Below are 22,286 nucleotides of genomic sequence, written 5' to 3'. Positions count from 1 at the left end.
ACCGGATGCTCAAATGGTCAATCCGGCTGAGGATACGTCATGGCGGGGCTCATTCCGGCGTCACCCCCCGTCACCGGCCTTTCGGGACATTACGGGCGTGTGCTCAGCGCCCGCCGGGATCGTTCTCGAACGCGTCCGTCGCCAGCTCCGTCGCGCACCCGCGCAGCGCGAAGCGCTGGCGCAGCACCGCCGCCGCCTCGTCCCCGCTCGTCTCGATCCCGAAGTGTTCCCAGGCCACGAGCGCGACATCGGCCACGAGCACCGGCTCACGCCGCGCCTGCCCCTCCGCCGTCGCCCTGGCCGTACGCCGCAACGCCCGCGATATCGCGATGTCCGCCGCGGTCCGCACCTGCGCCTCACGATGCGCCGCATGCGCTCCCTGCGCACGCTGCGTCCCTCGACGCTCCCAGAAACCCCGCACGCCACACCCCCATCCCGGAACCAGAACATCCCTGTACCCCACATCGACCATGAGGAACCTGCCGGGGGATTGGTAACCTGCCGCGATGAGCGAGGTGTTGGACGAAGGTCCCTTCTTTCACGGCACGAAGGCCGACCTGCGGGTCGGGGACCGGCTCACCGCCGGTTTCCGGTCCAACTACCGGCCCGAGATCGTGATGAACCACATCTACTTCACGGCGCTGCGCGACGGCGCGGGACTGGCCGCCGAACTCGCCGCCGGGGACGGCGCGCCACGCGTGTACGTCGTCGAGCCGACCGGCGAGTTCGAGAACGACCCGAACGTCACCGACAAGAAGTTCCCCGGCAACCCCACGCGCTCCTACCGCAGCAAGCACCCGCTCCGGATCGTCGGCGAGGTCACCGACTGGACGCGCCAGACGCCCGAGGCCCTGCGCATGTGGCGGGAGCGGCTGGCGGCGATGCGCTCCGAGGGCCGCGCCGAGATCATCAACTGAGGGCGGCCCGCCGGGCCGCCGGTGCGAGCCAGTGGGGAACCCGCCAAGCCCGGCCGCCCATCGTTGTGGCAACCAAGGTCACCGTGTGTGCGCGTACAGCCGCAGACTGACAGGGCGGGCGGCCGACGCGGTCGCCGCGTCCTTGTCCGCGACGACACCTGGGACACCACCGTGAGCGAACGCGTCATCGCACCCAAGAGCCGGGGCTTCCTCTTCGTCGACTCCCATCCCGGCGGCTGCGCGCGCCTGGTCGACGACATGTGGCGGGCCGTCCCCGCCCCCTCCCCCGCCGTCGCCGACCGCGACGGCGACGGCCCGGTGGCTCTCGTCATCGGCTCGTCCGCCGGGTACGGCCTGGCCGCGACGATCGCGGGCCTGGCCCGGGCCGGCGTCCGCGGGATCGGCGTCTGCTTCGAGAAGGGGCCCGGGCGCCGCACCGCGACGGCCGGCTGGTACCGCACCGCGGCGACCGCCCGGCTCGCCCGCCGGCACGGGCACGACATGGTCTTCCTCAACGGCGACGCGTTCGGCGACGCCATGAAGGACCAGGTCGCGGAGGTCCTGGCCGAACGGTTCGGCGGACGGCTGGACCACTTGGTCTACTCCGTGGCCGCGCCCCGCCGCACCGACCCGGACACCGGCGTCGTGCACGCCTCGGTCCTCAAGCCCATCGGCGCGCCGTACACCACCAAGACGCTGGTCTTCGACGAGGACGGCGCGCCGGGGGTCAGGGACGTCACCACCGCGCCGGCCGAGGGCGACGACATCGAGCGGACCGTGGCGGTGATGGGCGGCGCCGACTGGGAGCGGTGGATCAGCCACCTGTCCGGCCGGTCCCTGCTCGCCGACGGCTTCACCACCGCCGCCCTGTCCTACATCGGGTCGCCGCTCAACGCGGCGATCTACCGGCAGGGCACCATCGGCGCCGCGAAGGCCCATCTGGAGGCCACGGCACGCGCGCTCGACGAGCGCCTCGCCAAGTCCGTGGGCGGCCGGGCCGTCACGTCCGTCAACGGCGCCGCCGTCACCCAGTCCTCCACCGCCGTCCCCGGCATCGCCCTGTACGTCGGGCTGCTGCGCGGCGTCCTCGGCGACGCCATGGTGACGCCGGTCGGCCAACTGGCCGACCTGTGGGACCGGTTGACCGGCGTCCGCCCCCTCGACCTCGACACCGAGGGCCGGGTCCGCCTCGACGCCTGGGAACTCGACCCCGCCGTGCAGGAGGCCGTCGCGGAGCGCTGGTCCGCCGTCACCGGGGACACCCTCACGGAACTCGCCGACCTCGACTGGTTCACCGACGAGGTCCGCCGCCTGTACGGGTTCTCCGTCCCCGGCGTCGACTACGGCGCCACCGTCGAGACCGACGTCCCCTGGCCCGCCCCGACCGCCTGAGCCGAACGCCAGGGGGCAGCCGGTGTCAGTCCCCGTACCGCCGGTCGTCGATCTCGACGGAGAGCCGCGGCCATGCCGAGGCGAGGCGCGCCAGCTCGTCGGCGCTGAGTTCGCGCGTCGTGCCGCGCAGCGTCTCGTCGGGCAGGAAGTGGACGACGGTGCCGGTCGTGCCGTCCCCGGCGATCGGTTCGAGGCCGGTCGCGGGCACCCCGTGCGCGTACCGCTGGGTCCAGGAGCCGTCGCGGCGGCGGTTGGTGTGGACGAGCCAGGTGCTCAGCGCGGCCACGACGGACATGCCGCGGCGGGGGTGGGCGTCGGGCAGCGGTGGTGCGTCGGGGTCGTCGAAGAAGCGGACGTCCTTCGTCGCCATCACCGGCTTCCTGACCGTCCGGCCGTGTTCGTCGATACGTGTGTCGGTCCCCCGCCCGTCGTCGGCGACGGCCACGGAGCCGTCGGCGTGGAGCGTGATCCGGCACCGTGCGCCGTCACCGCACTCGGCCTCGTCCGCCTCGTCGGCCACGTAGGCGACGACTTCGAGGATCAGGTGGGACATGCCGCCGGGAGCGAACCGGGCGGGGTGGTGACGGATGTGCGCGAGGTGTCCGTGGTCGACGGTGCTCGCCCAGTCGTGGGTGGTCGTGTGCCAAGAGGCCCTGGGTGTGCGCGCGGCCCGGATCACGCGGCGGCGTCCAGGAGATGCGGGCCGTTGTTGCGGACGTTGTTCACCGCCGTGGAGACGGGGTGCGTCTTGAGGTGGCCGCCCGCGGGCTGGGTGAGGAGGGCGCGCAGGTCGTCGGTGTCCTGGTGGGAGGGGTCGAGCCAGGTGTCGTAGTGCTCGGGGGCGAGGGCGAGCGGCATGCGCGGGTGGATGCGGCCGGCCTCGTCGGTGGCCTCGGTGGTGATGATGGTGGCGGTCATCAGCCAGGCGTCGGGGTCGTCGTCGCCGGTCACGTCGGGGTTGCGCCAGTACGCGTACAGGCCCGCGAGCGCCATGACGGAGTCGTCGGCGGGGCGGATGAAGTACGGCTGCTTGCGTGTCTTGCCGGTGGACTCGTCCTTGACGGGATCCCACTCGTAGAAGCCGTCGGCCGGGAGCAGGCAGCGGCGCTTGGCGAAGGCGGTGCGGAAGGCGGGCTTCTCGTGCACCGTCTCCACCCGCGCGTTGATCATCCGCGAGCCGATCTTCGGGTCCTTCGCCCACGAGGGCACGAGCCCCCACCTCGGCGTCCGGAGCCGACGGCCCGCCTCGTCCGGGCCGTGCCGCTCCGAGCGTTCCAGGACCGCGTACACCGCGTCGGTGGGCGCGACGTTCCAACTGGGTTCCAGTGTCTCCTCCGGCCGCCAGTCCGCCACGTCGAACAGGCGGGACAGGTCCTGGGGGCCACGGGTGGCTACGTATCGACCGCACATACCGCCACTGTGCCATCCACGGCACCCGCCGTGCGGAACACCCCACGAGGAATACCCCCCTGGGTATAGCTGTTAGGGTCGGTGACAGATACCCCCCGGGGTACTCATGGATGTACTCATAGGTCCGAGAGGAGCCGTTCCGTCATGTTCTTCATCGACACCCTGGAGTTCGAGGGGCTCGGCAACCGCAGCTACCTGGCCGGCGGCCCCAGCGCCGCCGTGGTCGTCGACCCGCCCCGCGACATCGACCAGGTCATCGCCGCGGCGGCCCGTCGCGGCGTACGTATCGCCTTCGTGGCCGAGACACATGTGCACAACGACTACGTCACCGGCGGCCTGGAGCTGGCCCGCGTGACCGGCGCCCGCTACCTGGTTCCGGCCGGGGCACACGTGTCGTTCGCCCGCACGCCCGTCGCCGACGGCGACACGGTGACGGTCGACGAGGGCCTGGTGCTGCGCGCCCTGTCCACACCCGGGCACACCCCGCACCACACGTCCTACGCGCTGAGCGAGGACGGCCGGGGCGTCGCGGCGTTCACCGGGGGCTCACTGCTCATCGGCACCGTCGGCCGCCCCGACCTGGTCGAACCACGGCTGACCGAGAGGCTGGCCCGCGCCCAGCACGCCTCCGCGCACCGCCTCGCCGCCGAGCTGGACGACGAGGTGCCGGTGCTGCCCACGCACGGGTTCGGCAGCTTCTGCTCCTCCTCCCAGGCCGAGGGGGACGCGACGACGATCGGCAAGGAGCGCGCGACCAACGAGGCGCTGACCCAGGACGTGGACACCTTCGTCGCCCGGATGCTCGCCGGGCTGGACGACGTGCCCGCGTACTACGCGCACATGGGCCCCGCCAACGCCGCGGGCCCCCTCCCCGTCGACCTGACCCCGCCGCGCCGCGCGGACGCCGACGAGATCGCCTCCCGGCTGTCCGCCGGGGAATGGGTCGTGGACCTGCGCAGCCGTACGGCCTTCGCCGAGGGGCATGTGGCCGGATCGTTCAACTTCGAGGGCGACGGCAAGCTCGCCACCTACCTGGCCTGGCTGATCCCGTGGGGCAAGCCCGTCACCCTGCTGGCCGAGACACCGGAGCGGATCGCCGCCGCGCAGCGCGAACTGGCCCGGGTGGGCATCGACCGCCCGGCCGCCGCCGCCATCGGCGGTCCGGCCGCCTGGCTCCGCGAGGGCGAACAACCGGCCTCCTTCCCGCGCGCCCGCTTCGCCGACCTCGCGGATGCGCGTGGGCGCGGTGCGGAGGTGGTCGTGCTCGACGTGCGCCGGGACTCCGAGCGTGCGGCCGGGTTCGTCGCGGGATCGATCCACATCCCCGTCCACGAACTGCCCGGCCGCCTCGGCGAGGTGCCGGACGGGGTGGTGTGGGTCCACTGCGCCGGCGGAATGCGCGCGGCGATCGCGGCGTCCCTGCTCGATGCGTGCGGCCGGGACGTAGTGGCCGTCGACGACAGCTTCGACGCGGCCACGGCGGCGGGCCTCACCCTCACCGGACCCGGCGCCGACCACAACGGTTGAACCACCGACCTCGCGGCGCCACGGCGACGGGGAGCGCGCCCGGAGATCACCGCATCCCTGCTCACGCGTCCGGCCGGACCCGGCCTCGGCCTCGGCCTCGGCCGAACGACTGAGTCACCGATCCGGCGGCCCTGCGCCAGCGGGGAGCAAGCCCGGCGGTCGCCCGCTTCCCTGCTCGACGCGTCCGGCCGGACCCGGCCTCGGCCGAACGACTGAGCTACCGATCCGGCGGCCCTGCACCGGCGTGGAGCGCGCCCGGCGATCGCCCGCCTCCCTTGCTCGACACGTCCGGCCGCGACGTGGTGACCGTCGACCACAGTCTCGACACCGCCACAACCTTCGAGCCCCACCAGACCCGCCCTCAGCCACAACGACTGAACCACCGAACCCGCGCCCCCGCGCCCCCGCGCCAACGGGAAGCGCGCCCGGCGACCGTCGCATCCCCACCCGCCCTCGGCCGCAACGACTGACCCCCCGATCCCGCACCACCCGCACGGAGTGACCGAACCATGTTCTCGCCCTTCCCTCACGATTCCGACCGGCTGTCCCCGTACGAGGCGCACCGGCTGAGCGGTGACGGGCGGGCCGTTCTGCTGGATGTCCGAGAGGCACCGGAGTGGCAGGCCGGTCATGCGCCAGGCGCGGTGCATCTGCCGTTGAGTCGCCTGCGGGACGGGGCGGCCCTCCCCGGGGCCGCGCGAGGCAAGCCGGTGATCACCGTCTGCCGTTCCGGGAACCGCTCGCGCACCGCCGCCGCCCTGCTCGTCGCACGCGGGGTGCGGGCCACCGATGTCGTCGGCGGCATGACCGCGTGGGCCCGCGCGGGCCTGCCGGTCACCGGGGGCGGCGCCGCGTGAGCGCGCTGATATGTGCCCTGCTCGCCGGTGCCGTGGTCGGGCTCGCGCTCGGGGCGCTCGGCGGGGGCGGCAGCGTCCTCGCGGTGCCCGCGCTGATCTATCTGCTGGGCTTCACCCCGGCGGCGGCCACCACCGCGAGCCTGATCATCGTCACCGCCACCTCGCTCACCGCCTTGTACGGCCACGCCCGCGCGGGGAACGTCCGGTGGCGGGCGGGGGCGCTGTTCGCGGCGGCCGGACTGGTTCCCGCCGCTGTCGCGGGCGCCCTGGCGGCGCACCTGCCCCAGCCTCTGCTGACGGCGGCGTTCGCCGTGGTCGCCGCCCTGGCCGCGACCCGTATGCTCCGCTCCACCCGCCGCGCGCCCGACCCTGGACCGCACCCGCGCACAGTCCGCCCGGTCCGGGCGGCCGCCACCGGCGCGGGGCTCGGAGCGCTGACCGGACTGCTCGGCGTAGGCGGCGGGTTCCTGGCGGTGCCCGCGCTGGTGACGGTGCTGGCGTTCGAGATGAGGGCGGCGGTCGGCACCAGCCTGCTGGTCATCACGACCGGCTCCCTGGCCTCACTGGCCACTCGCGCGGGCGCCGCCGTCTCCCTGGACTGGTCGGTGATCGGTCCGTTCGTCGCCGCCGCCGTCCTGGGCGCCTGGGACGGCAAGCGGCTGGCCGCCAAGGTCACCGGCACACTGTTGCAGCGCGTCTTCGCGGTCCTGCTGCTCGGCGTGGCCGCCCTCATGCTCCTCGACGCCGTCGTGTGAAGCCGCGTTGGGAGCGCGTGCCGGGTCGCTCAGGCCAGCGACAGGAACAGCTTCTCCAGGCGAGCCCGCATCTGCTCCCGGTCCTCCGGCGCGGCCATGTCCTCATCGGTCAGGCAGTGCTGGAGCCCGGTGGCGATGATCGCGAAACCGGCCTTGTCCAGGGCCCGTGAGGCGGCCGCGAGCTGCGTGACCACGTCCTCGCAGTCCCGCCCCTCCTCGATCATCCTGATCACCCCGGCGATCTGGCCCTGCGCCCGGCGCAACCGGTTGACCACCGTCTTCAACTCCTCGGCCGCCATCGCCAAGTCCACAGCCCACACTCCTTCGCGCGATACCCCCACGGGTACCCTACCGAAGGGGGGCAACTCATGAGAGCAAAGGAAGATCCCCCGTGGAACCCACCTCCTCCACCTCCTCCACCTCCCCCGCCTCGACCACCCCTTCCCTCACCGCCGACCAGGCACACGCCCGCCTCTCCGAGCTGACCGTCATCGACGTGCGCACTCCGGGCGAGTACGCCTCCGGCCATCTGCCCGGCGCCCACAACATCCCCCTCGACCACCTCGACGCCGCCCTGCCCGCCCTGGAGACCGCCGCGGGCCGCGGCGACCTCCTCGTCGGGTGCGCCTCCGGCGCCCGCTCGGCGACCGCCTGCCGACGCCTGGCGGACCGGGGCATCAGCGCCGCCACCCTCACCGGCGGCACCACCGCCTGGACGCAGCTCGGCCACGACGTCCACCGCCCCGCCGGTGCCCGCACGGCCTGGGCCATGGAGCGCCAGGTGCGCCTCGCCGCCGGAACGCTGGTCCTGACCGGCCTGGTCGCGGGCCGCCGCAGGAGCGGGGCCCGCTGGCTCTCGGCGGGCGTCGCGGGCGGTCTCGTCTTCTCGGCCCTGACCGACACCTGCGGCATGGCCGTACTCCTCGCCAAGCTCCCGCACAACCGCCCCAAGGCCACCGACCTGGATGCCACGCTCGCGGCACTGACCGGCTGAGCCCCGGCACCCACCGACCGACCCGTTGCAAAGCGGAGCGGTGCTCCGTATTATCTGGAGCACCGCTCCGCTTCTCGTGCTGGGCGGTAGGCATTCGTGCCTCGAAGGCAACCCGAAGGACTGATGGCCCCATGAGCAGCACCCCCGCGACAACCGACACCCCGATCGTGCGCGCCCTGGACGAGATCGTCGGGGCGGGCGACCGCGTCGTGTCCGTCGCCCCCGTCACGCTGGACGCGCCCGGCCGCGCCCGTCCCCTCGACGTACGGGTCTCCGCGCCGGCGAGCGGTGAGAACCTGCCGGTGCTGCTGTTCTCGCACGGCAATGGCTGGTCGCTCGACGGCTACGCTCCGCTGACGGCCTTCTGGGCGTCGCGGGGGTTCGTCGTCGTACAGCCGACCCACCTGGACTCACGGCGGTACGGGATTCCGCTCGACGACCCGGCGTTCGGACAAATCTGGTCCGAGCGACGCGACGACCTCCTGCGCGCCCTCGACCAGTTCGACGCCGTCGAGGCGGCCGTACCGGGGCTCGCCGGACGGGTGGACAGGAGCCGTGTCGTCGCCGCCGGGCACTCCTGGGGAGCGCAGACGGTGCAGATGCTGCTCGGCGCCCGCATCCTCGACGCATCCGGCAACGCGGGCGAGGACTTGGCGGACCGGCGGATCAAGGCGGGCGTGCTGCTGGCCGCGACCGGGATCGGCGGCGTGGAGCTGCACCCGTTCGCCAAGGAGCACTTCCCGTTCATGAACCCGTCGTTCGCCGAGCTGACCACGCCGACGCTCGTGGTCGCCGGGGACCACGACCAGTCCCAGATGTCCAGCCGCGGCCCGGACTGGTTCACCGACGCCTACACGCACAGCCCCGGAGCCACCGACCTGCTCACCCTGTTCGGCGCGGAACACTCCCTGGGCGGCATCCCGAACTGGGAGGCCGCGGAGACGACGGACGAGGACCCGGAGCGCGTCGCGGTCCTCCAGCGCCTGACCACCGCCTATCTGCGCAGCGCGCTCGACCCCTCCGACCCCGTGTGGAAGAGGGCCGCCGCGGCCCTGGCCGACAGGGGTACGGGGACCGGGCGCATCGACAGCAAGTAGCGCCCCGTACGCTAACGCCCCCTTGACGGGCCGTCCCGCGCGGAGGCGGCGCGGCCGAGCTGAGCAGCGGCCTTCTCCGTCTCAGCGGCCCCGGCGCAGGAGCGCGGCCGTCGCCTCAAGGGCCCGTCGCTGTGTCCGGCTCTTGCGCACCAGGTCCCGGGCCTGGGAGCGGAGTTCGGCCGAGCGCTTCCTGATGGTCTCGGCCTCGTGGCGCACCTGGTGCAGATCCGCCCCGGCCGACTCGGCGTATCTCTTCGCCTGCACCATGCGGCCTCACTCTCCCTGGCTTGCCCGCCCTTCCGGCGAGGACGACGCCGGTCAACCTACTCGACGGACCCGTGAGGACAGCGTCCTCCACGTGCCCGCACGTGTCAGCGCTCGACCGGTTCCACCTGGTCCAGGCCGGTGTCCTGGAGGATCCGCCGGACCGTGTCGTCCAGCGTGCTCGCGGCACCGATGACGGTCTCCAGGTCCCCGGGCAGCAGATCCCTCTCGCGGAACCAGGAACGCAGGTGCTCCTCGGTGACGGACGCCCGGTACGCGGCGTCGTGCTTGGTCGCGTGCCGCCGCACTGTCTCCTCGTAGTGCACGTCGAGGTAGTAGCAACGGGTGACGCCCCGGTGGGCACGGACCAGGTCGCGCAGCATGTCGGCGTAGTGGTCGGCGTACAGGATGCCCTCGACGACGGCGTGGAAGCCGTTGTCCAGCGCGTACCGTGCGGTCAGGTCGATCAGGCCGATGTTGGCGCCGCCGGGCTTGTCGCGTTCGCGCAGCACGGTCCGGCGCACATTGTCCTGACCGACGATGGCGAGGTTCCGCCCGAACCCCGCTCGCACTCCGGCCGCCACGGAGGACTTGCCGGAGGCGCTGTTGCCGCGGACCACGACGAGCCGCGTTTCCTCTGTCCCGACCACGCCCCGCACCTCAGCGCCGCGGCGTCGCGGGCGGCGTCGCGTTGTCTGTGGCGCCACGCGCTAGACGAGACGTATCGTCTAGTATAGAGTGACGGGAAGATGCCGTCCGCCTGGGAGGACCCACCATGGAACGCTTCATCGACGCAGAACCCGGCATACGCCTCTGGGTGGAGGACCGGGGCCCCGCCGACGCTCCCCCGTTACTGCTCATCATGGGCGCGCAGGCGTCCGGCCTGGGCTGGCCCGACGAGTTCGTGGACATGCTCGCCGCCCAGCACCGCGTCATCCGCTACGACCACCGCGACACCGGCCGCTCCACCTGGGCCTTCGACCAGCACCCGTATCCCGTACGGCAACTCGCGGACGACGCCCTTACGGTGCTGGACGGCCTCGGCGTCGAGCGGGCGCATGTCGTCGGCATGTCCCTGGGCGGCATGCTCACCCAGCTTCTGGTCGCGGACCACCCGGGCCGGGTGCTCAGCGCGACCCTGATCGGCACCTGCGCCCTGAGCTCCGCCCCGTACGTCCGGCCGGACGGGACCGCGATCCCGCCGGAGGAGCTGCCCGGCATCTCACCCCGCCTGCTGGAGCTGTGGTCCCGCCCCGTACCGGATCTGGACCTCGCGGCGGAGCTGGACCGGCGGGTCGAGCACTGGCGCATCCTGGGCGGGGACGAGCTTCCCTTCGACGCCGCGTACGCGCGTGCTCTTGAGGCGAGGATCATCGAGCACACCGGGCACCACAGGACGAACACCGCGCACGGCCGCGCCGACACGTCCGGCCTCGACCGCACCGAACAACTCGCCAGGACCACCGTGCCCACCCTCGTCGTCTCCGCCCCCGCCGAACCGGTCTTCCCGCCCCCGCACCCCGACCACCTCGCCCAGGCGATCCACGGCGCACGCCTCGTCGAGATACCCCGGATGGGCCACGCACTCCCCCGGCAGGTGCACGAGCCGCTGGCGTCCGCGATCCTGAAGCACACGGCGCTCAACTGACCTGCTAGGGGCCGCACCTGGGGACGGCCGGCGTCATGCACAGCCCCCTCTCCGCGTCCGCCGTCTTCTAGGGTCGTCCGCATGACAACCGACACGGCGACCGCCGGCCCGCTCTACGCGTCCTTCCGGGCGGACGCCCTCGACACCCCCGACCAACTCCGCGCGCTCTACCCGCAGCCGAACCCGCACGCGATCCGCAAGGAGACCGGCCACCTGACCGAGGAGACCCGCGCGCTCATCGCCTGCTCCTCCCTGGTGTTCATCGGCAGCGCGGACGCCGAGGGCCGTGCGGACGTGACTCCGCGCGGCGGCCCGCCCGGGTTCGTCTCGGTGCTCGACGAGCGGACCCTGGCGATACCCGACGCCACCGGCAACAAGCGGCTCGACACCCTGCACAACATCGTACGGACCGGACGGGTCGGCCTGCTCTTCCTCATCCCCGGCCGCCCGACCACCCTGCGTGTCAACGGCCGTGCCTGTGTCTCCGCGCGCCCGGAGCTGCTCGACCGGCTCACGCCCGTCGGCAAACCGCCGGTCACGGCGATCGTGGTCGGCATCGAGCAGGTCTATCCGCACTGCCCGAAGTCGCTGATGCGCGCCGACGCCTGGCGGCCGGAGCGGTGGCTGCCCGCCGACGCCCAGCCGACCAGCGCCGAAGTGACGCGCGCCCAACTGGATCTGCCCGACCTCACCGTCGAGCAGATCGAGGAGGCCGAACGGGAGTCGCTGCGCCTGCGTTACGAGTGAGCCCGGCCCCGCGCTCCGCGTCGGACGCGTCCCCCGCCCGCTCGTCCAGACCGAGGGCCCGCTCGGCGCGCTCCAAGTGCCGCTCCTGCCGACGCAGCGTGAGGGGGTTGACCAGGAACACACCCAGCATGACGAGGCTGAAGACGGCCATCCCATAGTCGCCGTCGACCGCCCGTGCCACGCCGCCCAGGAGCCAGGACAGCGCGGCGAAGCCCATCGCGTACCGCACCCACCGGCGCCCCTGGGCACGGATCGCACGGCGGTGGCGCCTGGCGAAGTGGACCGCGACCTCACGCTCCGCGGGATCGGCCGGGACCTCGCCGCGCTGGACCTGGCGGCCGACCCGCAGGAACCGGCCGAGGCCCAGCCCGAACCGGGCGGCCCGGCGCCGCACCCACCATCCTGCGCAGACGCCGACGACCAGGGCCGCAATCGCAAAGAGCGCACCGAACAGCAAGCCTTGCGCGGTCTCGACGGAACCCTCGCCGATGACCCCGCCCACCAGGAAGCCGCCCGCCCCCGCCATCATCAGCAGGGTCAGCGCGATCCGCACCACACCCCACAGGTCGCTCGCGCGTGACGTGCCGACCCCGGACATGCCCGACCCCCTTCGTCCATTCCGTCCACGCCCGGTTACCCCCGACGGTCCCCGTCACCCCGTAGCGCGTTCAGCACCCGCGTGCCCGGCGCGCAGCTCGCCGCCAGATCGGAGAAGTCCTCAGCCGTCAGTTCGCGCGCGGCACTCCCCCGGCGGCCGCTGTCGAGCCGGGCGCAGGCTCCGTCCAGCCAGGGTGCGTGCGGCTCGACCCCGACGAACGCGGCGAGGCGGGTGAGTTCCGCCCGGGGATCGTCGAGGAGGTCCTCGTAGGAGAGCACCGCGCGCTGCCCGGCCGGAAGGGTGTCCAGGAACTCCGCTCCCTGGGTGACGAGTTCGGACCACAGGGCGCCGAAACGGCTCAGGGGGAGGTTCCGGTCCCGTACGAGCGCGGGGTCGAACCGCTCGTTCAGGAGAGGCGCCAAGTCCGGAGGCAGTGCGCGTACGTGCGCGGGCGTCAGGTCGCCGAGGTTGTCCACACCCGTACGCTCCCTGATCTCACGCATCAACGTGATCACGCGGTATCCGGGGTGGCGGCTCATGGACAGGGCGCAGTCCGGGCCGTCCCGGTACAGATGGACGAAGTTCGCGTACGGGAAGGCGGCGCGCAGCTTCGGCACCCATCCCGTCGAGTACCCGGAGCGTTCCACGACGGCGCTCCGCCCGAAGCGTGCGCACAACCAGTCGAACAGGGCCTCGTGGTGCTGGGCGGCGGTCCGCTCGGGACGGCCGACGATGGCCGCCCGGACCTCGTCGAGCAGCCCGTCGGGGTCGTCGGTGAGGTGAGGCAGCACCATGAGGGAGAGGGCGGGGATCCCGGCGCCGTCCGCCGTGTACCGCCCGGGGTGGCGCGTGTAGAGAAACTCGGGCATCAGCACCCCGCTGCGGATCATGCTCGCGAAGTAGGGGGTGGGCCGGAAGAGCGCCTCCCAGAACTCCGCGCCCGACACCCGGCCCTCGGGGAAGGCCGTGTCGCCGACCGAGGCCATGTATTCGTTCAGGCTGAGCACGTCGGGGTGTGTGTGGAGGATCCGGGACAGGGCGGTGGAACCGCTGCGACCCGTTCCGATGACGAAGGTCAGGCTACGCAAGATCACTCTCCGGGGACGTCGGCGGACAGCCCGAGGCTTTCCGTACGCCGACGGGCGCACACCCCCACAACACATGCTTCGCCGCATCTTGCCGGGCGCACACGCCACGCCCTACCTTACTTCCAAGTAAGTTTACTTCCGAGTAAGGGGATTGCCTTGGTCGCCTATCAGACTGTCCTGGTCGGAACGGACGGCTCGGAGTCGTCGTTCGCCGCGGTCGCGAGCGCCGCCCGCCTCGCCGCCGCCTGCGGGGCCGAGCTCGTGATCGCCTGCGCGTACTCCCCGATGCGCGGACCCGAACTCGCCGCTGCGCAGGACCAGTTGGGCGCCGAGGCATATCAGGTGGTGGGGTCGGCACCCGCCGAGGACACGTTGCGGGCCGCCGCCGACAAGGCACATGCGGAGGGCGTGGTGGACGTGCGGACGGTCGCGGTGCAGGACGAGCCCGTACCGGCGCTGGTCCGGACCGCGAAGGAGTGTTCCGCCGATCTGATCGTCGTCGGCAACCGCGGGCTGCGCTCCCTCGCCGGACGCATCCTCGGCTCGGTGCCCGCGGACATCGCGAGGAAGGCCGGGCTCGACGTGTTGATCGTGCACACCACATGAGCACCGGCGAACTGCGCCGGGCCGTCGAGGAACTGCTCCTGGGCGGCGGTCGCCTCTGGACGAGAACGGACATCGCCGAGCGGTCGGGGGTGCGGCCCGAGCGGTCGGCGCAGATCTGGCGCGCGCTCGGCTTCCCGGTCGTCGACGACGACGCGCGGGTGTTCACCGACGCCGACGTCGACGCGCTGCGGGCGGGCGAACGCCTCATCGCGGCCGGGCTCATCACCGAGGAGAGCGAGACGATGATGGCCCGCGCCCTCGGCCACCACCTGTCCCGGCTCGCCGACTGGCAGATGCACACCCTGTGGCAGTGGCTCACCCACGACCTGGACACCCCGGGTGGTGAAGCCGCCCTGACGCGGCACGCCGCGGCGCTGGTGGCGGAGCTCGAACTGTTGCAGCGGCACGTGTGGCGCCGCCACCTCGCGGCTTATGCGGGCCGGATGCTCGCCGAGGCGGACGCGGGCCGGAGTGGTTCGGGGGACGGGGTCATGGCGAAGACGGAGGCCGTGCCGGACGACGCCCCCGGGCCGCCCCACGAGGGCGCCGACGTTCGTCACCTGGCCGTCGGATTCACCGACATGGTCGGCTACACACGTATGACCCGCGGACTGGACAGCGCGGAACTCGCCCGCGTCCTCGACCGGTTCGAGAGCCTGAGCGGCGACGTGGTCGCCGAGGGCGGGGGCCGCGTGGTGAAGACCATCGGCGACGAGGTGCTCTTCGTGTCCGGGTCGGCGTCCGAGGCCGCCGGGATCGCACTGGAACTGACCGCCCGCGCCCAAGGCGAGCAGAGCCTGCCGCACCTGCGGACCGGGCTGGCCCACGGCGCGGTCCTCCACCGCTTCGGCGACGTGTACGGGGCCGCGGTGAACATCGCGGCCCGGCTCACCGCGGTGGCCCGCCCCGACACGGTCCTGGCCGACACGGCGTTCGCGGGCGAGCTGGCCGGGACGACGACGTACGACCTGAAGGTGCTGCGCCCGGTCTCGGTACGCGGATACAGCAGACTGCGCCCTGTACTGCTGCGAGCGGCCCGCCGTCGATGACCACACCGGTGGAGGCCATACGGAGACGGGTCCGTGCGCTGCGTGCGCTGCGCGCGAGGGGATCGTGAGCCGGCCCGGGTGCGGCGCGTACTGGGGGCAGGGTTCGGCTATCTGGCCGCACATGGCCGCGACATCCGGCGCCCGGGGCGTGAACGTCGATTAACTGCGTCGCGACGGGATACACAGGCGCGGGCACACCCGTGCTCCGCGGCTTACATCGTCGTCTCCCCACCGTGACCGAGGACAGCAATGGCGACACACACGACCGAACCCGTCTCCCCGGCGCCCGCCGCGGAGGCACGACGCGGCCGTGGGCGCGTCGTCGTCTCCTGGCTCACCACGACCGACCACAAGAAGATCGGTCACCTCTACCTGATCACGTCGTTCGGGTTCTTCCTGATCGCCGGGCTCCTCGCCATGGCGGTCCGCGCCGAACTGGCCCGCCCCGGTCTACAGTTCCTCTCCAACGAGCAGTACAACCAGGCGTTCACCATGCACGGCACCATCATGCTGCTGCTGTTCGCCACCCCGACCTTCGCCGGGTTCGCCAACGCGGTCATGCCACTGCAGATCGGCTCGCCCGACGTCGCCTTCCCCCGGCTGAACATGTTCTCGTACTGGCTGTTCCTCTTCGGCGGCCTGATCGTGCTGTCCAGCTTCCTCACCCCGCAGGGCGCCGCCGACTTCGGCTGGACCGCCTACACCCCGCTCAGCGGCCCCGTCCGCAGCGAGTACGTCGGCGGTGACCTCTGGATCATGGGGCTTGCGCTCTCCGGGTTCGGCACGATCCTCGGCGCCGTCAACTTCATCACCACCATCGTCTGCATGCGCGCGCCGGGCATGACGATGTTCCGGATGCCGATCTTCACCTGGAACGTGCTGCTCACGTCGGTCCTGGTCCTGCTCGCCTTCCCCGTCCTGGCCGCCGCCCTGTTCGCGCTGGAGGCCGACCGGCGCTTCGGGGCGCACGTCTTCGACCCGGCCAACGGCGGGCCGCTGCTGTGGCAGCACCTGTTCTGGTTCTTCGGCCACCCCGAGGTGTACATCCTCGCGCTGCCGTTCTTCGGTGTGATCACCGAGATCATCCCGGTCTTCTCCCGCAAGCCGATCTTCGGCTACAGCGGCCTGATCGGCGCGACCATCGCCATCACCGGCCTCTCCGTCACCGTGTGGGCGCACCACATGTTCGCGACCGGCGCGGTGCTGCTGCCGTTCTTCTCGTTCATGAGCTTCCTCATCGCGGTGCCCACCGGGGTGAAGTTCTTCAACTGGATCGGCACGATGTGGAAGGGCTCGCTGTCCTTCGAGCCACCGATGCTGTGGGCGATCGGCTTCCTGGTCACGTTCCTGTTCGGCGGTCTGACCGGTGTGCTGCTGGCCTCGCCGCCGCTGGACTTCCACGTCACCGACAGCTACTTCGTCATCGCCCACTTCCACTACGTGCTGTTCGGCACGATCGTGTTCGCCATGTTCGGCGGGTTCAGCTTCTGGTGGCCGAAGATGACCGGCACGATGCTCGACCCGCGCCTGGAGCGCGTGCACTTCTGGACGCTGTTCGTGGGCTTCCACACCACGTTCCTGGTCCAGCACTGGCTCGGCGCCGAGGGCATGCCACGCCGCTACGCCGACTACCTGGCCGCCGACGGGTTCACCGCGCTGAACACGGTCTCCTCCATCGGCGCGTTCCTGCTCGGCCTGTCCACGCTGCCGTTCCTCTACAACGTGTGGAAGACGGCCAGGAAGGGCGAGAAGGTCACGGTCGACGATCCCTGGGGCTTCGGGCGCTCCCTGGAATGGGCCACGTCCTGCCCGCCGCCGCGCCACAACTTCTCCACCCTGCCCAAGGTCCGCTCCGAGTCCCCCGCCTTCGACCTGCACCACCCGGCCGTCGCCCGCTTCGACCAGAAACAGCAGTCACGCCGACGCGACATCATCGACGCCCCCGGCCACGAGAGCGACCGCACGTGAACGGCCACTCTCAGCGGCACGGCCGGACCAGAGACGAGCTTCAGCAGTTCCTTGAGCACCTGTTCTCAGTGCTCGGCGCCGTCCGTCACTTGTCCATGGCCTTGCGGACGGCGTCCTTGGTGCGGTCCATCAGCGCGGCGACCGGGCCGAGCGCCATGTTGGCCGCGCCGGACTGCACCCCGGGGTGCGGCCGGGTCGGTGCCATCGCCTCGGCCGCCTTGACCGCCTTGGCCATGGAGGCGAGCTGCGCGGCATCCGTGCTGCGCCGGATGTGTGTGAACTCGTAGCGTTCCTCGGCCCGCGCGTGCTCCTGCACGTCCTTGCGCAGCTTCAGCAGTTGCGGCATGAACTTGGGGTCGTCGGTGTCGAAGTCGTCCAGCGCGGACAGCGTCTCCTTGGCCGCCTTCTCCTCCGCGAGCCGGTCCTCCACGACCTGTTCGCCGCCCGCGAGTGAGCGGCGGGCGAAGGGGTGCACGACCTCTTCCTCCGCCGTCTCGTGCACGGCCAGGAGGCGCACCAGGCGGCGGAAGGCGTCGCGGCGCTCCTCACCCTTGGCGGCCTCGACCTCGTCGAAGAGGTTGCGGATGTCGCCGTGCTGGCGCATCAGCAGCGCCACCACGTCATCGTCGCGTGCCATGTCGTCCCCGGCGTGCGGGGTGTGCAGCTCGGACATGACAGCCCCTCACTTCTCGCGCTGGCTGGGGTCGGGGTGCTCGCCCTCGGTCTGGACGCGGTACTCGCGGCCGAAGACCTCGTTGTGCTGGGTCATGACCCGGTCCGACGGCGGGGCCTCGCCGCCGTGGATCTGCTCCTGCATCCGCTCGAACCGCTCGTGCGCCTCCCGCACGTATCCGGCGCCCAGGGTGGTCAGGTCCATCTGGGTGTCGAGGAGTTCGCGCAGGTATGCCTTGTTCGGCTCGAAGGTGAGCACGTTGGGCAGCTCGGGGGCGAGGACCGAGGCGGGGTCGCGGCCGTCGTGCTCGCGCATCAGGTCGCACGCGTGGTGCAGGTGCTCCAGCTCCATGTTCAGGTGCAGCTCCCAGATCGACTTCACCCGGGGGTCGCTCTCCTGCTCCATGAAGGAGTAGTACAGGTAGCACTCGTTGTACTCGTGGTTGACGAGCTGCTCCCACCACGTCTCGCCCGGGTCCACCAGGGACTCGTAGTGCGTGACGTGCTCCTCCTCGATCAGCCCGATCTCCTGGTACAGCTGGCGGGCGATCGGCTCCATGTAGGTGGGGCCGGTGTTCATGTAGAAGTTCATCGTCTGCTGCTCGGTCGACATGATCGTCAGCGCGTGCAGCTTGGACAGCGGGTCCGTCCGGTCCTTGGCGTAGGGGTCGCGGACGTTGTCCACCGGGTCGCGGTGGTGGAAGCGGGTGGGCCGGCCCGGCATCACCTCGGTCAGCCCGTCGACGATCGACTCCGCCTTGCGGTGCTCGATCATCTCGTACAGGTTCGCGTACCGGTACAGGTGGTCGAAGTCCTCCAGGACGCCGAACTGGTACGCCTGCTTCAGATACGGGTCCGGCTCCATCCGCGCCACCCACGCGGTCAGGTCGACGGCGACCTGCTCGTAGGCGATCGTCGTCTCCAGGACCGAGGAGACGCCGGGGAGCAGCCAGTTGACGACCTTCTGCTGCTGCGCCTCGATGTAGCGCACGCGGGCGAGCTGCCGCTTGACCTCGGGGTCGACGGTGTTGCGGGCGAGCTGGTGGCTGAAGAGGATCGCCTCCACCTCGATGCCGTTCATCGTGATGATGCGACAGCGGGTGTAGGGGTCACAGTGGTCGGGGTCGATCGGGGCCACGTTCAGCTCACGCCAGTTGCGCAACTGGCGGTCCAGCGGGATGCCCCGCTGCTCCAACGGATTGAACGTCATCGGGCTGCCTCCTGGGGGGTGACGATCGGACGCGCGAGTCGCCGGGGTACCCCTCCACGGGCGGCCTGCACGCGAACACTCCGGGCAGTCTTGCGGCCGACCCGCTCACGGGACGCCCGGCCGACCGCCGTCCCCGGCGGTTCCCCCTGATGGGGCTGATGCACGACGCGTTCGCGCCGCCCGCACCGTCATTCGGCCAATCACCGCAATGGCCGAGTCGCGCACCTTACCCCGGTTGGCTCACCGCCCCCGCCGGACTGAGGCCGGCCTCCTCCGCCGTGTACGAGGACGCGAAGGTGAACGCGGCGGGGGTCGGGCCCTCCGCCCGCAGGAGTGCCAGCCGGTCCAGCGCCTCCTCGACGGTGGGAAGGTGTCCGGCCGGGACCCACCAGAGCACCAGGTGCGCCTGTAGGTGCCGGTCGAACCATTCGCGCCTGCGCCGCATCACCTCCAGGTGTCCGCTGCGGTAGGTGAAGTCCCACAGGGCCTCCTGGCTCTCCCACACCGAGAGGTTGACGACGATGTCCTCCCCCGCCGGGCGCAGTCCGGTGGCGTCGTTCGCCCCGTCGGCCACGAGCCGCCACACGAAGCCGGGGGCCTCGTCGGCGGCGGCGTTGATCGGGTCGAGCTGCTCGACGAAGTCCGCCATGCGCGGGTCGTCGAAGGGGTGGCGCAGCGTCACGACGTTCAACTCGGCCAGGTGGAAGACGTGTTGGGGTGAGGTCATGGCCTCATCCCAGCATGACCGTCCTTCTATGTCAACGAGAGTTGGTTTTAGAATCCTCCAGGACTACGCAGCACTCCCCCGGCCGGGCGTCCATCCGGGCCGTCACCTGGCCGTCGCCGAGCAGCCCCTCCAGAAGGGCCAGGTTCATGCCGCAGACGAGTGGGGGGAAGCGTTCGGCGACGACATGGAAGGGGCAGTTGCGCATGCGCACGACGCGCGGGCCGGTTGCGTCGTCCTCGTCGGCGTCCTCCAGATGGGGTGCGTATCCCCGGGCGGCCAGCATCCCCATGGCCTCCTCCACGCTTTTGCAGGGTGCCGCCGATCCGCGCTCGGCCTCGCCCCTGCGGCGGGCCGTCGCGAACAACTGGGCGTCCAGGCCCGCCTGTTCGGCGGTCTCCGCGAGCAGTTCGGCGGCCGTGCGGTAGTCGCGGGCCGGCAGCGACACCGACCGCTCGTCCCGGGCGGCCGAGTACACCTTGGCGGGGCGGCCCGCGCCCGGCCCCGACCGGCCGGTCAGGCGGCGGCTGCCGCTCTCCAGCAGTCCGACCCCGGCCAGCTTGTCCAGGTGGTGCGCGGCCAGCGTCCGCGCCACACCGACCGCTTCCGCGGCCTCGTTGCGCCCGACCTCGCGGCCCTGGGCCACCACGTACTCGTACAGACGACGCCGCACCGGATCCTGCAGGGCCGCGATCGCATCGATGTCTTCCACGCCGTCAGTCTATGAACAACGGGGGTTGGCGGTAGAAGCGCGTCATGGGGGTGGGGGCACGCGCCGGGTGTGGCGGGGCCGGGTCGATGCGGGAGCTGGGCCGAAGAGCGCGTCCGCGAGCTGGTCGGGGAGCAGGGGACCGCGCGGACGGCGGCGATCGGCGCGAACGCCACGGCCCCGAGGAGGCTCCACGGAGCTGGGCCGCCTGGAGCGGGCGCGGGATGCTCGGCGTGGCCCTGTGCTCGGTGCGCTCCCACGGCCGCGGCGAGGTCGAGGAGCTGAGCGTCCGGGCGGATCAGCGGTGTCGCGGCATCGGGCGGCTCCTGCTCCTCGACGGCCTGCGCCGGCTGCGCGAAGAGGGCGCGACAGCGGCCCGGCTCCACACCGGTCCTACGACCTCTACGAAGGCGTCGGCTTCCGGTGGCGGAGCGAGTACGTCCGCTGCCGGAAGCCGCTCAAAGGAGCCCGCGCCTGTCCGTGATTGCAGGGCGCCGCCGGCTCAGGCCGGGTGGTTCGGCTGCTGCTCGGGGGGCGTGCCGCCGCCCTTGCCTCCGCCCTTGCCGCCGCGGTCGGTGCCGTGGGCGTGGCCGCCGTTCACACCGGTGGGCTGGGCCGCCTTGCGGGCCTCGCTGTCCTGCGGCGTGGCCCCGCCCTTGTCGCTGCGTCGCAGTTCGGGCTGTTGCGGATTCGACATCTCGGCTCTCCTTCTCGAGTCACGTGTGCGTGGAGACACCTGCTGACACCCGAGTGACACATGTGTCCTGGCTCAAACGTGCCCCAGCGCGGCCATTCGCGTGACGTCGCCCTACCCGAGCACCCGGAGGATCATCCCGTCGCGAGGCCGCGTGGGGATACGGTTCAGGGGGATGGTCAGGTCCTGCGGCGGCACCCGGTACTCCAGGGCCGCGAGGCGCTGCGCGAGCGTCTCCAGGATGCCGACGGTCATGGCCTCGCCGGGGCAGCGGTGGCCGGTCCGCGCGTCGGCGCCGCCCTGGGGGATCAGCTCGTCACGCGCGGGCGCATGGTCGAGGAAGCGCTCGGGCCGGAAGGCGTACGGGTCCTTGAACAGCCGTTCGTCATGGTTCTGGCCGTAGACGTCGAGGAGGACGAGACCGCCCGCGGGGACGGTGCGGCCCTGCCAGGTCAGATCGGTGACGGCCTGCCCGCCCAGGAACGGCGCGAAGGGGTAGAAGCGGCGGACCTCGTGCGCGAAGGCGACGGCGAACGCCGCGTCGCCGGAGTTGAGCCGTTCCTTGTGCTCGGGCCGACGGTGCAGGGCGTGTGCGGCGAACGCGACGAACCAGCTCAGCGCGGTCGTCGGGCGGATGACGTTGAGCAGTTCCACCGCGGCGACCAGCGGCGTCAGCAGCTCCTCGCCCGGTGCGTCACCGGAGGTGTCCCGGTGGCGGCAGACCCGGTCGAGCACCGAACCCGGCTCCGCCTCGGCCTCCCCGGACCTGACGGCCTCGACCAGTTCGGCGAACCGCTTCTCCTGACGGGCGCGCGCCCGCCTGGCCCGGAAGTGCCGCGGCCCCGCCGTGGCGAAACCGTCCACCATCGCCACGAGGTCGGACGCCAGCTCCTCCTCGTCGCCCTCGGCCAGCGGGACACCGGCCCACCGGCAGACGCCCTTCGTGAGGACCCGGGCCACGGCGTCGAACAGCACGACCTCGGGCTCCGCCGCCCAGCGCGGTACGGCTTCGTCCCAGGCGGCCACGATGTGCTCGGCCGCGCCCGTCACCGCGTCGTCATCGAGGAGCGGCAGAAAAAACGCCTTGCGGGAGCGGTGCTCGGCGCCGTCCAGGGTGTGGACGGCGCCGTGGCCGAAGAGGGTGCTGAGGACCGGGCCGGGCAGCGCCCCGTGGCGCCGGACGTGCTCCTCGTCGTAGAAGAAGCGGACCGCCTCGGGGCCTCGGACGGCCAGGGCCGGTTTGCCGAGGACGCGCAGGCTCAGCGCGGTGTCGTTCTCGGCCCGCAGCAGGTCGGGCAGCCAGGCGTAACCCTCGGTCAACAGGGCCAGGGACTCGGGTACCAGTCGGTGGGGGCTCATG

The 22,286-nt window shown here is 72.0% G+C and carries 26 protein-coding genes and 1 pseudogene; 13 read left to right on the top strand and 14 right to left on the bottom strand.

The window, feature by feature from the left end:
• Positions 1 to 103 precede the first annotated feature (103 nt).
• On the bottom strand, positions 104 to 349 hold the full coding sequence (locus ABZ877_RS01915; RefSeq protein WP_361062628.1) for a hypothetical protein: 246 nt from the start codon (positions 347 to 349) through the stop codon (positions 104 to 106).
• A 157-nt stretch (positions 350 to 506) separates the two neighbouring features.
• Between ABZ877_RS01915 and arr the strand changes: the two genes are divergently transcribed.
• Both arr and fabV read left to right on the top strand, forming a co-directional pair.
• Positions 507 to 917: an NAD(+)--rifampin ADP-ribosyltransferase gene (gene arr / locus ABZ877_RS01910; protein ID WP_361062625.1), complete on the top strand. Its 411-nt coding sequence runs from the start codon at positions 507 to 509 to the stop codon at positions 915 to 917.
• Positions 918 to 1,088: 171 nt separating this feature from the next.
• On the top strand, positions 1,089 to 2,309 hold the full coding sequence (fabV, locus tag ABZ877_RS01905) for an enoyl-[acyl-carrier-protein] reductase FabV (protein ID WP_361062622.1): 1,221 nt from the start codon (positions 1,089 to 1,091) through the stop codon (positions 2,307 to 2,309).
• 25 nt (positions 2,310 to 2,334) lie between these two features.
• Here the strand turns inward: fabV and ABZ877_RS01900 are convergent, their stop codons facing one another.
• On the bottom strand, positions 2,335 to 2,988 hold the full coding sequence (locus ABZ877_RS01900; protein WP_361062619.1) for an ATP-binding protein: 654 nt from the start codon (positions 2,986 to 2,988) through the stop codon (positions 2,335 to 2,337).
• Positions 2,985 to 3,719: an SOS response-associated peptidase gene (locus ABZ877_RS01895; protein ID WP_361062616.1), complete on the bottom strand. Its 735-nt coding sequence runs from the start codon at positions 3,717 to 3,719 to the stop codon at positions 2,985 to 2,987. Before ABZ877_RS01895 ends, ABZ877_RS01900 begins: the two co-directional genes overlap by 4 nt.
• A gap of 144 nt (positions 3,720 to 3,863) precedes the next feature.
• On the opposite strand from ABZ877_RS01895, the gene ABZ877_RS01890 reads away from it, so the two are divergent.
• The 3 genes from ABZ877_RS01890 (at position 3,864) to ABZ877_RS01880 (ending at position 6,858) form a co-directional block, all read left to right on the top strand.
• Positions 3,864 to 5,246, top strand: a complete 1,383-nt coding sequence (locus ABZ877_RS01890) for an MBL fold metallo-hydrolase (RefSeq protein WP_361062613.1) — start codon at positions 3,864 to 3,866, stop codon at positions 5,244 to 5,246.
• A gap of 509 nt (positions 5,247 to 5,755) precedes the next feature.
• Positions 5,756 to 6,103, top strand: a complete 348-nt coding sequence (locus ABZ877_RS01885; RefSeq protein ID WP_361062610.1) for a rhodanese-like domain-containing protein — start codon at positions 5,756 to 5,758, stop codon at positions 6,101 to 6,103.
• The gene (locus ABZ877_RS01880; RefSeq protein WP_361062607.1) at positions 6,100 to 6,858 is read left to right on the top strand and encodes a sulfite exporter TauE/SafE family protein; all 759 of its coding nucleotides are present in this window, start codon (positions 6,100 to 6,102) and stop codon (positions 6,856 to 6,858) included. The genes ABZ877_RS01885 and ABZ877_RS01880 overlap by 4 nt, the downstream gene beginning before the upstream one ends.
• A 29-nt stretch (positions 6,859 to 6,887) precedes the next feature.
• On the opposite strand, the gene ABZ877_RS01875 is transcribed toward ABZ877_RS01880, so the two are convergent.
• Positions 6,888 to 7,169, bottom strand: a complete 282-nt coding sequence (locus tag ABZ877_RS01875) for a metal-sensitive transcriptional regulator (protein ID WP_361062604.1) — start codon at positions 7,167 to 7,169, stop codon at positions 6,888 to 6,890.
• An 80-nt stretch (positions 7,170 to 7,249) separates the two neighbouring features.
• On the opposite strand from ABZ877_RS01875, the gene ABZ877_RS01870 reads away from it, so the two are divergent.
• Positions 7,250 to 7,852 carry a rhodanese-like domain-containing protein gene (locus tag ABZ877_RS01870; RefSeq protein ID WP_361062601.1) on the top strand — a complete coding sequence of 201 codons (603 nt, stop codon included), beginning with the start codon at positions 7,250 to 7,252 and terminating at the stop codon, positions 7,850 to 7,852.
• Positions 7,853 to 7,983: 131 nt separating this feature from the next.
• Positions 7,984 to 8,949 carry a chlorophyllase gene (locus tag ABZ877_RS01865; RefSeq protein WP_361062598.1) on the top strand — a complete coding sequence of 322 codons (966 nt, stop codon included), beginning with the start codon at positions 7,984 to 7,986 and terminating at the stop codon, positions 8,947 to 8,949.
• An 81-nt stretch (positions 8,950 to 9,030) separates the two neighbouring features.
• Here the strand turns inward: ABZ877_RS01865 and ABZ877_RS01860 are convergent, their stop codons facing one another.
• Both ABZ877_RS01860 and ABZ877_RS01855 read right to left on the bottom strand, forming a co-directional pair.
• A complete protein-coding gene (locus ABZ877_RS01860; protein WP_361062595.1) occupies positions 9,031 to 9,216 on the bottom strand; it encodes a hypothetical protein in 186 nt (61 codons plus the stop codon).
• 104 nt (positions 9,217 to 9,320) lie between these two features.
• Positions 9,321 to 9,872: an AAA family ATPase gene (locus tag ABZ877_RS01855; RefSeq protein WP_361062897.1), complete on the bottom strand. Its 552-nt coding sequence runs from the start codon at positions 9,870 to 9,872 to the stop codon at positions 9,321 to 9,323.
• Between the two features lie 116 nt (positions 9,873 to 9,988).
• Here ABZ877_RS01855 and ABZ877_RS01850 point away from each other — a divergent pair, with 116 nt between their 5' ends.
• Together ABZ877_RS01850 and ABZ877_RS01845 are read left to right on the top strand one after the other, a co-directional pair.
• A complete protein-coding gene (locus ABZ877_RS01850) occupies positions 9,989 to 10,861 on the top strand; it encodes an alpha/beta hydrolase (protein ID WP_361062592.1) in 873 nt (290 codons plus the stop codon).
• Positions 10,862 to 10,942: 81 nt separating this feature from the next.
• A complete protein-coding gene (locus ABZ877_RS01845) occupies positions 10,943 to 11,608 on the top strand; it encodes an MSMEG_1061 family FMN-dependent PPOX-type flavoprotein (RefSeq protein WP_361062589.1) in 666 nt (221 codons plus the stop codon).
• Here the strand turns inward: ABZ877_RS01845 and ABZ877_RS01840 are convergent.
• Both ABZ877_RS01840 and ABZ877_RS01835 read right to left on the bottom strand, forming a co-directional pair.
• A complete protein-coding gene (locus ABZ877_RS01840; RefSeq protein WP_361062587.1) occupies positions 11,550 to 12,206 on the bottom strand; it encodes a hypothetical protein in 657 nt (218 codons plus the stop codon). The two genes, ABZ877_RS01845 and ABZ877_RS01840, sit on opposite strands and share 59 nt — an antisense overlap.
• A 35-nt stretch (positions 12,207 to 12,241) precedes the next feature.
• On the bottom strand, positions 12,242 to 13,300 hold the full coding sequence (locus tag ABZ877_RS01835) for a sulfotransferase (protein ID WP_361062584.1): 1,059 nt from the start codon (positions 13,298 to 13,300) through the stop codon (positions 12,242 to 12,244).
• 150 nt (positions 13,301 to 13,450) lie between these two features.
• Here ABZ877_RS01835 and ABZ877_RS01830 point away from each other — a divergent pair, with 150 nt between their 5' ends.
• The 3 genes from ABZ877_RS01830 (at position 13,451) to ctaD (ending at position 16,917) form a co-directional block, all read left to right on the top strand.
• Positions 13,451 to 13,900, top strand: a complete 450-nt coding sequence (locus ABZ877_RS01830) for a universal stress protein (RefSeq protein ID WP_361062581.1) — start codon at positions 13,451 to 13,453, stop codon at positions 13,898 to 13,900.
• Positions 13,897 to 14,949 carry an adenylate cyclase regulatory domain-containing protein gene (locus ABZ877_RS01825; RefSeq protein ID WP_361062578.1) on the top strand — a complete coding sequence of 351 codons (1,053 nt, stop codon included), beginning with the start codon at positions 13,897 to 13,899 and terminating at the stop codon, positions 14,947 to 14,949. Before ABZ877_RS01830 ends, ABZ877_RS01825 begins: the two co-directional genes overlap by 4 nt.
• 249 nt (positions 14,950 to 15,198) lie before the next feature.
• Positions 15,199 to 16,917, top strand: coding sequence for a cytochrome c oxidase subunit I (gene ctaD, locus ABZ877_RS01820; RefSeq protein WP_361062575.1), 1,719 nt, complete (start codon positions 15,199 to 15,201; stop codon positions 16,915 to 16,917).
• 85 nt (positions 16,918 to 17,002) lie between these two features.
• Here ctaD and ABZ877_RS01815 read toward each other — a convergent pair whose 3' ends face one another.
• The 4 genes from ABZ877_RS01815 to ABZ877_RS01800 form a co-directional block, all read right to left on the bottom strand.
• On the bottom strand, positions 17,003 to 17,590 hold the full coding sequence (locus tag ABZ877_RS01815; protein ID WP_361062572.1) for a hemerythrin domain-containing protein: 588 nt from the start codon (positions 17,588 to 17,590) through the stop codon (positions 17,003 to 17,005).
• 9 nt (positions 17,591 to 17,599) lie between these two features.
• Positions 17,600 to 18,799: a hypothetical protein gene (locus ABZ877_RS01810; RefSeq protein ID WP_361062569.1), complete on the bottom strand. Its 1,200-nt coding sequence runs from the start codon at positions 18,797 to 18,799 to the stop codon at positions 17,600 to 17,602.
• Positions 18,800 to 19,025: 226 nt separating this feature from the next.
• Complete coding sequence (locus ABZ877_RS01805; RefSeq protein ID WP_361062566.1) at positions 19,026 to 19,526, bottom strand: DUF3291 domain-containing protein; 501 nt, start codon at positions 19,524 to 19,526, stop codon at positions 19,026 to 19,028.
• Between the two features lie 31 nt (positions 19,527 to 19,557).
• On the bottom strand, positions 19,558 to 20,235 hold the full coding sequence (locus ABZ877_RS01800) for a transcriptional regulator (protein ID WP_361062563.1): 678 nt from the start codon (positions 20,233 to 20,235) through the stop codon (positions 19,558 to 19,560).
• A 200-nt stretch (positions 20,236 to 20,435) separates the two neighbouring features.
• Here ABZ877_RS01800 and ABZ877_RS01795 point away from each other — a divergent pair.
• Positions 20,436 to 20,716: pseudogene (locus ABZ877_RS01795) on the top strand (GNAT family N-acetyltransferase); the annotation flags it as partial.
• An 18-nt stretch (positions 20,717 to 20,734) separates the two neighbouring features.
• Here ABZ877_RS01795 and ABZ877_RS01790 read toward each other — a convergent pair.
• Both ABZ877_RS01790 and ABZ877_RS01785 read right to left on the bottom strand, forming a co-directional pair.
• Positions 20,735 to 20,929: a hypothetical protein gene (locus tag ABZ877_RS01790; RefSeq protein ID WP_361062559.1), complete on the bottom strand. Its 195-nt coding sequence runs from the start codon at positions 20,927 to 20,929 to the stop codon at positions 20,735 to 20,737.
• Between the two features lie 111 nt (positions 20,930 to 21,040).
• The gene (locus ABZ877_RS01785; RefSeq protein WP_361062555.1) at positions 21,041 to 22,285 is read right to left on the bottom strand and encodes a cytochrome P450; all 1,245 of its coding nucleotides are present in this window, start codon (positions 22,283 to 22,285) and stop codon (positions 21,041 to 21,043) included.
• Between the last annotated feature and the right edge of the window lies 1 nt (position 22,286).

The sequence above is a fragment of the Streptomyces sp. NPDC046939 genome, from assembly GCF_040644575.1.
GTDB lineage: Bacteria > Actinomycetota > Actinomycetes > Streptomycetales > Streptomycetaceae > Streptomyces.
The sequence above is the reverse complement of the archived record's forward strand: the minus strand, read 5'-3'. Positions and strand labels throughout refer to the sequence as shown.

Excerpts from the sequence above, each read along its gene's own strand:
- arr (WP_361062625.1), top strand. The coding sequence starts at position 507 with ATGAGCGAGGTGTTGGACGAAGGTCCCTTCTTTCACGGCACGAAGGCC.
- ABZ877_RS01895 (WP_361062616.1), bottom strand. The coding sequence starts at position 3,719 with ATGTGCGGTCGATACGTAGCCACCCGTGGCCCCCAGGACCTGTCCCGC.
- ABZ877_RS01890 (WP_361062613.1), top strand. The coding sequence starts at position 3,864 with ATGTTCTTCATCGACACCCTGGAGTTCGAGGGGCTCGGCAACCGCAGC.
- ABZ877_RS01885 (WP_361062610.1), top strand. The coding sequence starts at position 5,756 with ATGTTCTCGCCCTTCCCTCACGATTCCGACCGGCTGTCCCCGTACGAG.
- ABZ877_RS01865 (WP_361062598.1), top strand. The coding sequence starts at position 7,984 with ATGAGCAGCACCCCCGCGACAACCGACACCCCGATCGTGCGCGCCCTG.
- ABZ877_RS01860 (WP_361062595.1), bottom strand. The coding sequence starts at position 9,216 with ATGGTGCAGGCGAAGAGATACGCCGAGTCGGCCGGGGCGGATCTGCAC.
- ABZ877_RS01850 (WP_361062592.1), top strand. The coding sequence starts at position 9,989 with ATGGAACGCTTCATCGACGCAGAACCCGGCATACGCCTCTGGGTGGAG.
- ABZ877_RS01845 (WP_361062589.1), top strand. The coding sequence starts at position 10,943 with ATGACAACCGACACGGCGACCGCCGGCCCGCTCTACGCGTCCTTCCGG.
- ABZ877_RS01840 (WP_361062587.1), bottom strand. The coding sequence starts at position 12,206 with ATGTCCGGGGTCGGCACGTCACGCGCGAGCGACCTGTGGGGTGTGGTG.
- ABZ877_RS01825 (WP_361062578.1), top strand. The coding sequence starts at position 13,897 with ATGAGCACCGGCGAACTGCGCCGGGCCGTCGAGGAACTGCTCCTGGGC.
- ctaD (WP_361062575.1), top strand. The coding sequence starts at position 15,199 with ATGGCGACACACACGACCGAACCCGTCTCCCCGGCGCCCGCCGCGGAG.
- ABZ877_RS01815 (WP_361062572.1), bottom strand. The coding sequence starts at position 17,590 with ATGTCCGAGCTGCACACCCCGCACGCCGGGGACGACATGGCACGCGAC.
- ABZ877_RS01810 (WP_361062569.1), bottom strand. The coding sequence starts at position 18,799 with ATGACGTTCAATCCGTTGGAGCAGCGGGGCATCCCGCTGGACCGCCAG.
- ABZ877_RS01805 (WP_361062566.1), bottom strand. The coding sequence starts at position 19,526 with ATGACCTCACCCCAACACGTCTTCCACCTGGCCGAGTTGAACGTCGTG.
- ABZ877_RS01790 (WP_361062559.1), bottom strand. The coding sequence starts at position 20,929 with ATGTCGAATCCGCAACAGCCCGAACTGCGACGCAGCGACAAGGGCGGG.
- ABZ877_RS01785 (WP_361062555.1), bottom strand. The coding sequence starts at position 22,285 with ATGAGCCCCCACCGACTGGTACCCGAGTCCCTGGCCCTGTTGACCGAG.